General features: G+C 62.2%; 11 protein-coding genes and 1 pseudogene. 6 read left to right on the forward strand and 6 right to left on the reverse strand.

Going from position 1 to position 13,425, the window contains the following annotated elements; genetic code table 11:
- Positions 1-38: 38 nt before the first annotated feature.
- Together AB4O25_RS14915 and AB4O25_RS14920 are read left to right on the forward strand one after the other, a co-directional pair.
- A complete protein-coding gene (locus AB4O25_RS14915) occupies positions 39-698 on the forward strand; it encodes a YciC family protein (RefSeq protein ID WP_017528907.1) in 660 nt (219 codons plus the stop codon).
- A gap of 40 nt (positions 699-738) precedes the next feature.
- A complete protein-coding gene (locus AB4O25_RS14920; protein WP_017528908.1) occupies positions 739-1,827 on the forward strand; it encodes an endonuclease/exonuclease/phosphatase family protein in 1,089 nt (362 codons plus the stop codon).
- A gap of 122 nt (positions 1,828-1,949) precedes the next feature.
- On the opposite strand, the gene hrpB is transcribed toward AB4O25_RS14920, so the two are convergent.
- The gene (gene hrpB / locus AB4O25_RS14925) at positions 1,950-4,460 is read right to left on the reverse strand and encodes an ATP-dependent helicase HrpB (protein WP_460149715.1); all 2,511 of its coding nucleotides are present in this window, start codon (positions 4,458-4,460) and stop codon (positions 1,950-1,952) included.
- A gap of 110 nt (positions 4,461-4,570) precedes the next feature.
- On the opposite strand from hrpB, the gene AB4O25_RS14930 reads away from it, so the two are divergent.
- Positions 4,571-4,990 carry a polyribonucleotide nucleotidyltransferase gene (locus AB4O25_RS14930; protein ID WP_065876745.1) on the forward strand — a complete coding sequence of 140 codons (420 nt, stop codon included), beginning with the start codon at positions 4,571-4,573 and terminating at the stop codon, positions 4,988-4,990.
- 9 nt (positions 4,991-4,999) lie between these two features.
- Positions 5,000-5,893 (forward strand): cation diffusion facilitator family transporter, encoded by an 894-nt coding sequence (locus AB4O25_RS14935; protein ID WP_017528911.1) that lies wholly within the window; start codon positions 5,000-5,002, stop codon positions 5,891-5,893.
- On the opposite strand, the gene AB4O25_RS14940 is transcribed toward AB4O25_RS14935, so the two are convergent.
- Positions 5,890-6,921, reverse strand: coding sequence for a DUF6515 family protein (locus AB4O25_RS14940; RefSeq protein ID WP_065876743.1), 1,032 nt, complete (start codon positions 6,919-6,921; stop codon positions 5,890-5,892). The genes AB4O25_RS14935 and AB4O25_RS14940 overlap by 4 nt on opposite strands.
- A 100-nt stretch (positions 6,922-7,021) precedes the next feature.
- A pseudogene (locus AB4O25_RS14945) lies at positions 7,022-8,275 on the reverse strand (IS3 family transposase).
- Positions 8,276-8,651: 376 nt separating this feature from the next.
- On the opposite strand from AB4O25_RS14945, the gene AB4O25_RS14950 reads away from it, so the two are divergent.
- Together AB4O25_RS14950 and AB4O25_RS14955 are read left to right on the forward strand one after the other, a co-directional pair.
- Positions 8,652-9,131, forward strand: coding sequence for an Lrp/AsnC family transcriptional regulator (locus tag AB4O25_RS14950; protein WP_003194418.1), 480 nt, complete (start codon positions 8,652-8,654; stop codon positions 9,129-9,131).
- Between the two features lie 133 nt (positions 9,132-9,264).
- Positions 9,265-9,474 carry a DUF2788 domain-containing protein gene (locus AB4O25_RS14955; RefSeq protein ID WP_025999909.1) on the forward strand — a complete coding sequence of 70 codons (210 nt, stop codon included), beginning with the start codon at positions 9,265-9,267 and terminating at the stop codon, positions 9,472-9,474.
- Here AB4O25_RS14955 and AB4O25_RS14960 read toward each other — a convergent pair.
- From AB4O25_RS14960 to AB4O25_RS14970, 3 genes are all read right to left on the reverse strand, one after another.
- Complete coding sequence (locus tag AB4O25_RS14960; RefSeq protein WP_460149717.1) at positions 9,469-10,104, reverse strand: pseudouridine synthase; 636 nt, start codon at positions 10,102-10,104, stop codon at positions 9,469-9,471. The genes AB4O25_RS14955 and AB4O25_RS14960 overlap by 6 nt on opposite strands.
- Positions 10,105-10,175: 71 nt before the next feature.
- On the reverse strand, positions 10,176-11,648 hold the full coding sequence (gene amn / locus AB4O25_RS14965; protein WP_003176267.1) for an AMP nucleosidase: 1,473 nt from the start codon (positions 11,646-11,648) through the stop codon (positions 10,176-10,178).
- Positions 11,649-11,738: 90 nt separating this feature from the next.
- Complete coding sequence (locus AB4O25_RS14970; RefSeq protein WP_017528916.1) at positions 11,739-13,394, reverse strand: acyl-CoA dehydrogenase family protein; 1,656 nt, start codon at positions 13,392-13,394, stop codon at positions 11,739-11,741.
- Between the last annotated feature and the right edge of the window lie 31 nt (positions 13,395-13,425).

The raw sequence follows: 13,425 nt of genomic DNA on the forward strand, positions 1-13,425 counted from the left end.
AAAGTGTCGCCCTTGCTTTTAAGCCAGCGATGAACCCGATGAATCCGTTAGATGTATTGCGCGACTCCTTCCGTTTTACCCGGCATAACCTGGGCGCCATCGTGCAGTTGTGCCTGCCGCTGGTGATCCTCGAGGCCCTGTTGCAACAGGTACTCGACCACACGCTCGGCCCGGATGCCTTCCCGGGTTACAGCGTGGTGGTGGGGTTATTGGTGTACCCGCTGTACACCGGCGCCTTGATCCTGTTCCTCGACGCGCGCACCCGTGGCGAGTCGCCGCGTACCAAAGACGTATGGGCCATGGCGCTCACGCTGTGGCCGCGTTTTGCGGTGTTGACGGCCATGAGCACCCTGCTGATCCTGCTGGGCTTGTCGATGTATTTGCTGCCGGGCCTGTGGCTGATGGTGGTGCTGGCGTTTGCCGAGTATTTACTGGTGCTGCGCGGCCTGTCGGCGCTGGAGGCGATGAAGGAAAGCTTTCGCCTGACACGCGGGCATTTCTGGCGAATCCTGGTGTGCCTGCTGTGCGTGATGACCCCGCTGTGGCTGCTCAAGGGCGCCAGCGTCGCGGCCTATCCCAACCCGGCGCCATGGCTGGGCCTGTTGATGGATAGCGCCCACAGCTTCCTGCAATTGTTTACCAGTGTGGTGTTGTTCCGTTTATTCATGTTGATCGGTGGCGATGCCGACGCACGGTGATATGCTCCGTGCCATTCCTGAAACGCCATAAGCCGAGCCGATGACCCGTTTATTGCGCATCACCTTGCTGGGCCTGTTGATCATCGCAGGCCTGCTCACCGCCCTTATCTACAGCCTGACCTGGCGCCCCGCCGCCAAGGAGACCTTGCCGGTAAGCTGCGTCGCGCCGCGTGCGCCGACCCTGCTGCCGGGGCAGGCGCTCAAGGTGATGACGTGGAACGTGCAATATCTGGCCGGCAAGAACTATGTGTTTTGGTACGACACCGCCGACGGCAGCGGCCCCGATGATCGCCCCACCGTGGAAGACATGGCCGTGAGCCTGGACGAAGTGGCACGGGTGATCCGCGACGAACAGCCCGACATTCTGCTGTTGCAGGAACTCGACGAAAACGCCAAGCCCTCCCACTACCAGGACCAGCTTGCCCTGTTGCAAGAGCGCCTGGTCGACCTCTACCCCTGCAGCGCCCAGGCGTTCGACTGGAAGGCCGATTTTGTGCCCGACCTGCATATCTTCGGCAGCGTCGGACGCAAACTCGCGACCCTGAGCCGTTACCAGATCGAACACGCCGAGCGCCTGCAATTGCCGGCACCGGAGGCCAACCTGATCAGCCGCCAATTCCAACCCAAGCCGGCCTTGCTGCTGACCTACCTGCCGCTGAGCGACGGCGGCCAACTGGCGGTGCTCAACACCCGTTTGGACGCTGGCGCGCCGGGGCGCAGCGCGGTGCAGGAACAGGTGAAAACCACGGTCAAGCTGCTGGATAAATTCGAAGGCCGCGGTACGCCCTGGCTGATCGGCGGCGATTTCAACCTGCTGCCCCTGGGCCAATTCCTGCGGTTGGACGCCAGCAAACGCGGGCAGTATTCGCCGGACAGCGAGCTGCACCTGCTGTGGGATAAATACCCGATGATCCCGAGCAACAGCCAGTCCAGCGGTATCGATCGCGAAAAATGGCTGACGCACTTCCCCAATGACCCAAGCCTGGATGGCCCGGATCGCACCTTGGATTACCTGTTCTACAGCCCGCGGATCAAACGGGTGGACACCAAGGTGCGGCAGGAGGATACCTTGCGTATCTCCAACCATCTGCCGGTGATTGCCCGGTTCCTGTTGCCCGCCGCGCAATAGCAAACAACACACAACCAAAAGTGGGAGGGGCTTGCTCCCGATAGCAATGGTTCAGTCAACAATACAGTGACTGATACACCGCTATTGGGAGCAAGCCCCCTCCCACTTTTGGATCTTTGGCGTTACGGCTTTCGGGGTTTGATCCTGGCAGTCGGCTCTGCGATCAGCGGATCATCCGGCCAATAATGTTTCGGGTACCGCCCCTTCAGATCCTTCTTCACTTCAGCGTAGGTACTGCGCCAGAAGTTCGCCAGATCCTGGGTAACCTGCACCGGCCGCCGCGCCGGCGACAGCAGGTGCAGCTTCACCACCTGGCGCCCACCGGCAATGCGCGGAGTATCCGCCAGCCCGAACAGTTCCTGTAGGCGCACCGCCAGGATCGGCGGCTGTTCGCTGTAGTCCACCCGCACCGATGACCCCGACGGCACTTTCACATGCTGCGGCGCCAGTTCGTCCAGGCGCTGGGGCAGCGGCCAGGGCAGCAGGTTGTGCAAGTAGCTGGAAATATCCAGGTGGGCGAAATGGCTCAGGCGCGAAACTTTGCCCAGGTAGGGCATCAGCCAATGCTCCAGGCCGGCGAGCAACGCCTTGTCGCTGACGTCCGGCCATTCGCTGGTTTTACCCGCGTCCAATTGGCGCAGCAGCATCACGCGGGCCTGCCATTGGCGCAGTTCGGGGGTCCAGGGCAGCAGTTCCAGGCCTTTGCGGCGCACCAGGTTGACCAGCGCCTGGCTGCGGGCGTTTTCGTCGAGGCCGGTAAGGGGTTCGCGGCTGAGTACCAGTTCGCCGACTTTGCGCTGGCGCTCGGCGCGCAGCACGCCTTCACGCTCATCCCAATCGAGCTGATCGACGTTGCGCACTTGCTCGGCGAGTACCGTATCAAACAACGCCGGGTCAAAATCCGCCGCGAGGTAGATGCGTTCTTCGCGCTGGCCCTGGCGGCTGCCGAGGTCGGCGATCACCAGCCAGGGTTGTTTCATCAGGCTGTCGGCTTCGGCGAACAGCGCCGCGCGGCCGTTGGCCAAGCGATATTCGGCGCCACCGGGACGACGTTGCTGGGCGACGCGGTCCGGGTAGGCCAGTGCCAGCAAGGCGCCCAGCCAGCGTGGGTGGTCAGGATCGGCCACGGGCTGCACGGCCTGGCCCCGCAAATAACCGCGATATTGCCGCGCCAGTTGCTTGGCCCGTTGCACGCCACTTTGAGTGGCGCGTGCGCGTTCTTCACCAGACAACAGCGCCAGACGGCTGTGCAAATCCGCACCGCCACCGCGCAAAATATCGCGCTCGCCCAACAACGCGGCGACGTCACAGGCCGTTGCCGCCAGCCCCAAAGCCTGCCCGCGCAGCAGTAGATGCGCGATACGCGGGTGCGCCGGCAGTTCGGCCATTTTGTGCCCATGGGCGGTGAGTTTTTCCTCATTCAACGCGCCAAGGCGCACCAGCAGATCCTGGGCCTGGGCATACGCGGCGGCCGGCGGCACATCCAGCCACACCAGTTGCGCGGGCGTGACGCCCCAGCGCGCCAGTTGCAAGGCCAGGCCTGCGAGGTCGGCGGCGAGGATTTCGGCACTGCCATAGGCGGCGAGCCCTTCGTGCTGGTCCTCGGACCACAAGCGATAACACACCCCCGGCTCCAAACGCCCTGCCCGGCCGGCACGCTGGGTGGCGCTGGCGCGGGAGATGCGTTGGGTGTCGAGGCGGGTCATGCCGCTGCCGGGGTCGAAACGCGGTACCCGCGCCAGCCCGGCGTCGATCACCACGCGCACGCCGTTGATGGTCAGGCTGGTCTCGGCGATGTTGGTGGCGAGCACTACTTTGCGCTTGCCGGCCGGCGCCGGGTCGATGGCGGCGCGTTGGGCGTTGAGGTCCAGTTCACCGTGCAGCGGGCACAGCAGCACATCCTGGCGATCACCCAGCGCGTCGGCCAGTTGCTGATGGACGCGGCGGATCTCGGCCTGCCCCGGCAAAAACACCAGCACGCTGCCGGTCTGGTCTTGCAAGGCTTCGAGGAGGGTCTGCACCACCCGAGGCTCAATGAATTCGCCCGGCTGGTACGGCCGGCCCCAGCGCATCTGCACCGGGAACATACGCCCTTCGCTGCGCAGGATCGGTGCGTCATCCAGCAGGCTGGCCAGGCGCTCGCCTTCGAGGGTGGCGGACATCAGCAAGATTTTCAGCGGTTGTTCATCGCGAAACAGCTCGCGGCCGTTCAGGCTCAGGGCCAGCGCCAGGTCGGCGTCGAGGCTGCGTTCGTGGAATTCGTCGAAGATCAAAAGCCCCACGCCGTCCAGCGCCGGGTCGTCCTGCAGGCGGCGGGTGAGGATGCCTTCGGTGACCACCTCGATCCGCGTGTTGGGGCCGACTTTGCTATCCAGGCGGATGCGATAACCCACTGTCTCACCGACTTTTTCCCCCAGTTCGCTGGCCAGGCGTTCAGCGGCGGCGCGGGCAGCCAGGCGGCGCGGTTCGAGCATCAGGATGGTTTGCCCGGCCAGCCAGGGCTCATTTAACAATGCCAAGGGCACGCGGGTGGTTTTACCGGCGCCGGGCGGTGCTTCCAGCACGGCTTCATGGCGGTTCGCCAAGGCGTCACGCAGGGCGGGTAAAACATCATCAATGGGCAACGAATTCATACTGGCTCCAAAGCAGAGCCGCGAGTATAACGGCGAACTGCCGCATGCCGACGCTGGTCTCAAGGTCAGTGTTATATAGTCGCGTACCAACCGAGTTCAGGAGAGTTTCCATGCGTATCGCTTCCCGTGTTATCGGCGGTGTTTTAGCCGTCACCCTGTTGAGCCAACTCACCGCCTGCGGTTCGATTTTCTACCCGGACCGCCGTGGCCAGATCGAAGGCAAAATCGACCCGACCATCGCCGTGCTCGATGCCGTAGGCCTGCTGTTTTATGTGATCCCAGGCCTGATTGCGTTTGGCGTCGACTTCGCCACCGGCGCGATTTATTTCGAGCCGGGCAAGACCGCCCAAGTCGCGCCGGAAAAACTCCACGAAGCCATCGGCGCCGACGGCCAGGTCGACAACGCCAAGCTGCAATCGATCATCCAGAAAGAAACCGGCCACAGCTTGCCGCTGGACGACCCGCGCCTGATCCAGTTCAAGGGCAGCGTGCAGCAACTCGCCGCCCTGGGCCTGCAACCTGCCGCGTAAGGACTGCTTATGACCAGCAGTCCCGAACACGCCAGGCTCCTGCGCCTGGCCACCCGCGCCTCTGTCGGTGTGGCCTGTGTGCTGATCATTACCAAGGCGATCGCCTGGTGGTTCAGCGGCTCGGTGAGCATGCTCGCCGGGCTGACCGACTCGCTGCTCGATGGCGTGACCTCGTTGCTGAACCTGCTGGCGGTGCATTACGCGCTACGCCCGGCGGACGATGACCACCGCTATGGCCACGGCAAGGCGGAGTCACTGGCGGGCATGGCCCAGGCGTTGTTTATTGGTGGCAGTGCGGTGTTGATCGCGCTGCAAGCCTACGAGCGGTTGCACAACCCGCAACCGGTCGGTGCGCCGTGGTTGAGCATCGGGGTGATCGTATTTTCGCTGGTGCTGACCGTTGCGCTGCTGATGCTGCAACACCGGGTAATCCGCGAAACCGGTTCCAACGCCGTGCGCGCGGACTCGCTGCACTATCGCTCGGACCTGCTGCTCAACGGCAGCATCCTGGTGGCGCTGGTACTGGCCGCCATCGGTTTGCATCAGGTGGACGCCTGGTTCGGCCTGGGCATCGCGGCTTATATTTTGTGGAGCGCGATCCACATCGCCAAGGAAAGCTTCGCGGTGCTGATGGATGAGGAACTGCCGCCGGACGTAAGCCAGCACATGCTCGAACTGGCCCGTGGCGTGCCGGGGGTATTGGGTGCCCATGACTTGCGCACGCGCGTGTCGGGCAACCATTGGTTTGTGCAACTGCACCTGGAGTTGCCGGGCGAGTTGACGCTGTCTGTGGCCCATGGCATCAGCGACCAGGCCGCCGATGCCATTCACAACGCCTACCCGCGCGCCGAAGTGCTGGTACACGCCGACCCACGGGAAGTGGTCACCGGCAACAAGGCTTAATACTGCACCTGGTAACCGCGACTGCTCAGGCAGTTACCCTGGGCCTGGCGGTAGGTTTGCACCACCGCCGGGTCCGGGGCGTACGTGGCGGCCTGCGGGTCGAAACCGCTTTGCTGCACGGCCCAGCGATAACAGTCGTAACCGTCCTGCTGCACTTGGGCCGGTGACTGGCCGTTGGCGGGATAAGCCACCACGTCATAGCCGTTGCCTTGCGGCGCGGGCGGTGCCGACGGCACTTGCGCCGGCGGTTGCACCACCACGTATTGCTGGGAGCTTTCTTCGTAGGCGTAGTAGGCACCCGCGGCAAGAAACAACAACGAGCCCCCCACCCACACTTCACGCGCATAGTCCGGCAGGTAATGCACGCGGATGCCATAGGGCGGCGCCACTACGACGTAGCGCGGCCCCTGTGGACGGTACCAGTAGCCCCCGGAAAAAAAGTAGTCCTGCCCGCGATACGGCACGCGGAAATTGCGCTCGGGGAAACGATCCACCACATAGCCGGGCCGATACTGCGGGCCCGGCCCCCAGCCATTGCCATGACCGTCGGGGCGACCGGGCCAGCGATGGTCATCGGGGCGGCCATTGTTGAAACCGCCGCCGTTATTGCCGGGGCGCTGGCCAGGGCCGCCAGCCTCCCAATGTCGGTTGTCGTCATTGCGCCGGGGGATGTCGCGGTAGTAACCCTGGCGCGGCTCCTGGGTCTGACGCACGGTGTCGGGCCGGCTCTGGATCGGCAGGTTGTTCGACGGTTGCGGTTGCGGTGCCGGCCGGCTCGGCTCATTGCCTTGCGGGCGACCTTGCCACTGGCCGGCGCGTTCACCGTGAGGGTTCTGCGGGCGTGGCTGATTGTTCTCGGGGCGCGGCGGCGCGTTTTCCGGCCGTCGCCCGCCTTCGGGACCTCGCTCATGCTGGCCCTGCGGCCCTTGGCCCTCGCGAGGTGCGTTATCGCGCTCATCGGCCATTACCTGCGCGCCGACGCTGACCACCAGCAAACCAACACCTGCCATACGCCAGATGCGCTTCATGCTTTTCCTCACTGCGGGTTAGGGCTTACAGATGAGACTGGAAAAGCCTCGCCCGGTTCTGAGACAGGTTATCAGTCACGAGAAGTATTTTCTTAAGTGTCTAGTCCTGAAATAGGTTTACACCTGTTTCACCCTAACGCCCGATGCATCGCATCGGGCGTTTTGTATTTCAAAGACAGGTGTGGACGCTCACGGTTGTAGATCGATACCGACTCGCTGACCATCTTCTTCGCCTGCGTTAAATCCTGTGGCCGCTGGAGCAAAAGCTCTGTCTTCAATATCCCGTTGACCCGCTCTGCCAAGGCGTTTTGGTAGCAGTCATAGCCATCCGTCATCGAACACCTGATGCCGTGCTTCGCATGCAACTCCTGATACATTCCCGAGCAATATTGGCTGCCTCTATCTGAGTGATGCACCAGCGGCTGCTCCGTTCGACGATATTTCACCGCTCGGCGCAGCGCCTGCGCGACCGACTCGGTGTGCAGGCTTTCATGGACGTGATAGCCCACGATCTTTCGTGAAAAAGCATCCGTCACAAGGCTCAAATAGGCCACACCTTCCTGAGTGGGCAGATAGGTGATGTCAGCCACCCAGACTTGTTCCGGGCCGCTGGGAATAACTTGATCAGGGCCGGGTTTGAGCAGGTTTGGATGACGCCGAAAGCGGTGATGGCTGTCGGTTGTCTTGTGATACGCCCGCTTGCGGGCTACCAATAAACGCCGTTCACGCAGAATCGAAAACAGGCGATCTCGACCCACTTGCAGCTCAAGCTGAGGTTGGCACTGCAGCAAGTAATGCAGCTTTCGGGTGCCCAAACGTGGCTGCCGCTGACGTTTTTGCTGAACGAAATCGGCAACTTTCTGATCCAGAGCGAGACGTGCCGCATCGGCGCGATTGCGTTTGTAGTAAGCCTGGCGGCTTATCCCCATGAACTGGCAAGCCCTGCTGATGCTCAGGTTTTGGATTCGTTTTTGGGCGAGGACTTGCCGGGACGCTTTTTTACGACAGAGAGACCGTAGTCATTTTTCAAGACATCCACGACTGCCTCAAAAAACTGCGCTTTCTGATTGGACAGCGCCAACTGCTCTTCAAGCTCTTTGATGCGTTGCTCTGGCGTTAATGGTCGGTTTTTGTCGGGCATAGACCCCATCCTCGGCGAGCCAATGTATGTGCCCGGGCTCCAATCCTGCCGACCGTGCTTGCGTAACCAGGTCAGAACGGTCGTTTTGCCTTGAATCCCGTAGCGCTCCTGAGCCTCTTTATAACTCAGCTCGCCTTTTTCGACCTGATCGACGACCGATAATTTGAAGGTCAACGTGTAGTCTCGCTGACTGCGCCTTTTTACTGATTCCATTACGTCCTCCTGAAAAGCAGATCAGAAGGTGTAAACCTTATTCAGGACGGGACAAAGGCAAAAAGAAAAGGGGCGACCCGTCGGCCACCCCTTGAGAACTTCGTCCATGCTCAACGCTTTTGACGTTGGCTCACCTCACGCCGTCTGGTGGACAGTGTGCAGCCTGGAGGCCGGCTCAACCCTGCTGGGGTGGCGGCCGCAGCAGGCCTGATTGGGCGCGCTGCGTGGACTGTTGTCCAGGCGGTGATTCTGTTGATAAAGATACCCGCCCGCGCCCGACAGAGGATTGCGAAGATTGCGTCAATAAACAGTGCTTGCGCAATTTTTAACCCTTCATGGATAATTCATCGCAATAGTTACGACAAAGGCTAACCCAATGAGCAAGCTTGACCGATACGATCTGAGTATTTTGGCGGAATTGCAGCGCGACGCGAGGATCTCCAACCAGGAGTTGGCCGAACGCATCGGCCTGTCACCGTCGCCCTGCTCGCGCCGGGTCAAGCAACTGGAGGACGACGGCTACATCGCCCGCCAGGTCGCCCTGCTCGACCGCAAGATGCTCGGCCTGAGCCTCACGGCTTATGTGCTGATCGGCATGGACCGGCACACTCCCGAGCGTTTCGAGAACTTCGAAGCGGCCATCCGCACCCTGCCCCAGGTGTTGGAGTGCAGCCTGGTGACCGGCATGGATGCGGACTATCAACTGAAGGTGGTGGTCCCGGACATGGATCACTACCAGAAACTGCTGCTGGGACACCTCACGCGGATTGAGGGCGTGACCAGCGTGCGGTCGAGCTTTGTGCTCAACCAGGTGCTCAACAGTACCGAGCTTCCCCTGACCCACCTGCGCACCTAAGATCAGTGAAGGTCAAATGTGGGAGGGGCTTGCCCCTCCCACATTTGGATTGCGCTTCGATCCAGATCAATGTTGCGCCTGTAGCGCTGCCCTATACTTGCCGCCTGCCCCAACGGAATAGCCCATGGACAACATCGACCCCGCCCTCTTCGAAGAATGGATGATGACCGGCCTGGTCACGATCCTGATCATTTTCATGGGTTTTATCGTCTGGGACCTGGCGAAGAAGTCCAAGGCCGGGCGCTTTGGTTCGTTCATCCTGTTTTTTGTGCTGGGGCTGGGCGTGGCCGCGTTTATCATCAAGAGCGTGGTGATCGGCCTGATCGAGTCCGGCGCCTTATAAGCGCGCCGGCACGGCTTTCCATTGGCCCTGATCGAGGCCTTCGATCGACCAATCGCCAATGCGCACGCGCACCAGGCGTAACGTCGGCAACCCTACCGCCGCCGTCATACGCCGCACCTGACGGTTGCGCCCCTCGCGAATCACCAGCTCCAGCCAATGGGTCGGCACGCTTTTACGAAAGCGCACCGGCGGGTTGCGCGGCCATAACTGGGGCTCTTCCAATGGCCACGCTTCGGCGGGCAAGGTCATGCCGTCATTGAGCTGCACGCCGTCGCGCAGGCGTTGCAATTGTTCTTCCGTCGGCTCGCCCTCGACTTGCACCCAGTAGGTTTTCGCCAACTTGTGCTTGGGGTCGGCAATACGCGCCTGCAACTGGCCATCGTTGGTCAGCAACAACAGGCCTTCACTGTCACGGTCCAGACGGCCCGCCGGGTAGATGCCGGGAATATCGATGAAATCCTTGAGAGTCGCCCGCCCGCCTTCGTCGCTGAACTGGGTCAGCACATCGAAAGGCTTGTTGAACAGGATCAGCTTGGGCTCGGCCGGCGGCGCCTTGGCGACACGACGGGCAGCGGAGTGCGGAGGTTTCACGCCAGGGCGGCGCGAATCAGGGCGAGCAGGACGGGACATGGCAAAGGAACATCTAACGGTCAGGGCCGACAATGCTAGTGGCCTGACCGTTAAATAACCATCCCAACCGCTTAGCGGAACGGGGGCTCGTCGAAGCTGCGCAGTTTGCGCGAATGCAGCGAGTTGAGTTCGGTGCGCAACAGGTCCACCGCTTCAATGCCGATCTTCAAGTGCTGGCTCACCGCACGCTCATAGAACGCGTTGGCCGAACCCGGCAGCTTGATCTCGCTGTGCAACGGTTTATCCGAGACACACAGCAACGTGCCGTACGGCACACGCAAACGATAGCCCTGCGCGGCGATGGTGCCGCTTTCCATGTCCACGGCCACGGCGCGGGACAGGTTGATCAGCGGCCGTTCCTGGGCCCAGCGCAGTTCCCAATTGCGGTCGTCGTAGGTCAGCACGGTGCCGGTGCGCAGACGTTTTTTCAGCTCTTCACCTTTTTCGCCGGTGACATTCGCCGCCGCCTGCTGCAACGCCATCTGCACTTCGGCCAGGGCCGGGATCGGAATGTTCGGCGGCACCACGCGGTCGAGGATTCCGTCGCGGCGCATATAAGCGTGGGCCAGTACGTAGTCACCGATGGTCTGGGATTGGCGCAGGCCGCCACAGTGGCCGATCATCAGCCAGCAATGTGGGCGCAGCACGGCGAGGTGGTCGGTGATGTTCTTGGCGTTGGACGGGCCTACGCCGATGTTCACCAGGGTCACGCCGTGGCCATCAGTGGCCTGCAGGTGATAGGCCGGCATTTGGTAGCGGTGCCAGACCACGCCGGCGGCGATGGCCGACGCTTCGCCGTGGTCCATGCTCTTGTCGATCACCACGTTGCCCGGCAACACCATGCGGATAAACCGCGGGTCGCTGCGCAGTTGCTCCAGGCCATGCAGGATGAACTGGTCGACATAGCGGTGGTAGTTGGTCAGCAGGATCCACGGTTGCACATGGCGCCAGTCGCTGCCGGTGTAGTGCACCAGGCGGCGCAGGGAAAAGTCCACGCGCGCCGCATCGAACAACGCCAGCGGCAGGGGGTCGGTGTTTTCCCAGTCATAGAGGCCATCGGCGATGCCATCGGTGGCGGCCGACAAGTCGGTGCTGGGGAACACGCGGGCCAGGGTCGCAGCGGTCACGCCGGAACCGGCCAGTTCGTCGCCCTGCTCCACCACGTACGGGTAGGGAATGTTCTGCTGGCTGACGCCCACTTCGACCGTCACGGTGAAGTCGTGCATCAATGGCACCAGTTGCTCCAGCAAATATTTACGGAACGCCGACGGATGGGTGACGGTAACGCTGTAGGTGCCCGGCAATTGCACCTTGGCATATGCCCGGGTGGTCTGTGGGACTTCGCCGTGGCAGTGGTAGGTCAAACGCAGTTCCGGGTAGCGAAACAGTGCGCGTTGCGCGGCGTCGGGTTCGACGCGGTCCTTGAGATATTGCTTGAGGGCCTGGTTGAGCGCGCCGGTGGCCCGCTCATGCAGAGCGGCCAGCCGGTCCACGGCTTCTTCGGCGGTTTGAACGACAACAAAAGCTTCGGTCACGGTAAGCATCCTGTGTTCTGACGTGCAGGCCTTTATCTTGCCTGTATCCAGGGCTCACCGAAACAGCAGAGTTGGAATGCAATCCAATGTGGACCGTGTTTACATAGGTGAATGAGGGGTTGAGCGGGCGACGATGGCTGCCACATCCACACCACGCGGCAACGCCCCATACACCCGCCCGGACGACTCGCCCAACCGACTGGCACTAAACCCATCACTGACCGCCGCATTCCCGGCTTCCAGCAACAACTTGGCCTGCAACGCCACGGCAATATCCTCGGTCAGTTGGCGTGCACGGTATTGAATATCCTGAGTGTCCATAAACGCCGACTTGAGCTGCTCGATACGCCGCGCCAGTTGCCTGTCGCCGTGTCCATCACCAAGCTCGACAAACAACACCTCCAGCACGCCCGGCTCTTTCGACAGCGCACGCAACACGTCCAGGCACTGCACATTGCCGGAACCTTCCCACGTGGAATTCACCGGCGCCTCACGGTAGAGGCGCGGCAGGATGCTGTCCTCCACGTAGCCGGCACCGCCCATGCATTCGGCAGCTTCGTTGATCATCGCCGGCGCGCGCTTGCAGATCCAATACTTGCCCACCGCCGTCACCAACCGGGCGAACTTGGCTTCCCGCTCATCGCCCAAGTGGTCCAGGGCGCGCCCCATGCGCATGCTCAAGGCCAGCGAGGCCTCGCTTTCCAACGCCAGGTCGGCGAGCACGTTTTGCATCAGCGGTTGTTCGCTGAGCACGCGCCCGCTGACCGAGCGATGGGCACAATGATGGCTGGCCTGGGTCAACGCCTGGCGCATCAAGGCGCTGGAGCCGACCATGCAATCGAAGCGGGTCATGGCGACCATCTCGATGATGGTGGGTACGCCACGGCCTTCTTCACCCACCATCCAGGCCAGTGCGCCACGCAATTCCACCTCGCTGGAAGCATTGGAGCAATTGCCGAGCTTGTTTTTCAGGCGTTGGATGTAGAACTCGTTGCGAGTGTCATCCGGACGCTGCCTGGGCAGTAGGAAACAGGTAAGGCCCTTGTCGGTCTGCGCCAGGGTCAGGAACGCATCGCACATCGGCGCCGAGCAAAACCACTTATGGCCAACCAGTTCATAGGCTTGCCCAGGGCCGCTCGCGCCTACCGGATAGGCGCGGGTGGTGTTGGCGCGCACGTCGGTACCGCCCTGTTTCTCGGTCATGGCCATGCCGATGGTGGCGCCCGGTTTGTGGGCGATGCCGACGTTGCGCGGGTCGTATTCGGTGCTGAGGACTTTTGGCAGCCAGGTCTTCGCCAGGTCCGGTTGCAGGCGCAGCGCCGGGACGCAGGCGAAGGTCATGGTCAGCGGGCAACCGGTGCCGGCTTCGGCCTGGCTGTGCAGATACGTCAGGGCGGCGCGAGCCACGTGGGCGCCGGATTGCGGATGGGCCCAGGGCAGCGACGGCAGGCCGTGTTCGACGGCGGTGCGCATCAGCTCGTGGTAGGCCGGATGAAACTCCACCAGGTCAATGCGATGGCCATAGCGGTCATGGCTGCTGAACACCGGCTTGTACTGATTCGCCAGGAACCCGGCCGCCATCAACGGCCCACCGGCCAGTGCACCGTAGGCATTGATGCGTGGCTCTGCCCAGCCGGCACCAAAGCGGCGCGACCAGTCTTGCAAGGGCAGATCGATGCGGTACAGGTTGGTGCCGTCCAGGGACGGCGGCTGGTTGGTGACGTCGTGGGTTTCGGCAAACGGGTGCGGGTGCATGACGGGCCTCCTGGAAAAAAGGCCGCGTTTG

The organism is Pseudomonas sp. S3_A03, from assembly GCF_054668275.1.

Bases quoted from the DNA above. Each gene is read 5' to 3' on its own strand.
- AB4O25_RS14935 (WP_017528911.1), top strand. From the start codon at position 5,000: ATGACCAGCAGTCCCGAACACGCCAGGCTCCTGCGCCTGGCCACCCGC.
- AB4O25_RS14950 (WP_003194418.1), top strand. From the start codon at position 8,652: ATGAGCAAGCTTGACCGATACGATCTGAGTATTTTGGCGGAATTGCAG.
- AB4O25_RS14970 (WP_017528916.1), bottom strand. From the start codon at position 13,394: ATGCACCCGCACCCGTTTGCCGAAACCCACGACGTCACCAACCAGCCG.
- AB4O25_RS14930 (WP_065876745.1), top strand. From the start codon at position 4,571: ATGCGTATCGCTTCCCGTGTTATCGGCGGTGTTTTAGCCGTCACCCTG.
- AB4O25_RS14915 (WP_017528907.1), top strand. From the start codon at position 39: ATGAATCCGTTAGATGTATTGCGCGACTCCTTCCGTTTTACCCGGCAT.
- hrpB (WP_460149715.1), bottom strand. From the start codon at position 4,460: ATGAATTCGTTGCCCATTGATGATGTTTTACCCGCCCTGCGTGACGCC.
- amn (WP_003176267.1), bottom strand. From the start codon at position 11,648: ATGCTTACCGTGACCGAAGCTTTTGTTGTCGTTCAAACCGCCGAAGAA.
- AB4O25_RS14960 (WP_460149717.1), bottom strand. From the start codon at position 10,104: ATGTCCCGTCCTGCTCGCCCTGATTCGCGCCGCCCTGGCGTGAAACCT.
- AB4O25_RS14920 (WP_017528908.1), top strand. From the start codon at position 739: ATGACCCGTTTATTGCGCATCACCTTGCTGGGCCTGTTGATCATCGCA.
- AB4O25_RS14940 (WP_065876743.1), bottom strand. From the start codon at position 6,921: ATGAAGCGCATCTGGCGTATGGCAGGTGTTGGTTTGCTGGTGGTCAGC.